This window comes from Bacillus sp. SIMBA_074, from assembly GCF_046534555.1.
In the GTDB taxonomy this organism is placed as follows: Bacteria; Bacillota; Bacilli; order Bacillales; family Bacillaceae_G; genus Bacillus_A; species Bacillus_A mycoides.
On record NZ_JAWRYM010000905.1, the window covers coordinates 1 to 252 of the forward strand.

Sequence of the window (252 nt, forward strand, 5' to 3'; positions counted from 1 at the left end):
TTGTACTTCGCGAGAAAATTCTCAGCAAAGCCTTTTGCTTGTTGATAAGAGATTCGTTTTGCATAAGGAAGACTGGAATCTGTGCGATCATAGCGGGAATAGCTAGTTAACTCACCAGTGTCGGCGTGAATACTGACGCTATAGGAGAGATTGATATCCTGGCTGTTCGCTTCTTTTTTGACCCAGCTAAACGACCATTCTGGAAATGTACGCCAGGAATCGGATGAGCGCAAAGAGACATTGCTCAGTTCC

At 44.8% G+C, this 252-nt stretch carries 1 protein-coding gene; it reads right to left on the bottom strand.

Annotated features, from left to right (window positions below; genetic code table 11):
* A partial coding sequence (locus SB773_RS33385) for a YcdB/YcdC domain-containing protein (RefSeq protein WP_410594740.1) occupies positions 1-252 on the bottom strand: 252 nt, incomplete at both ends.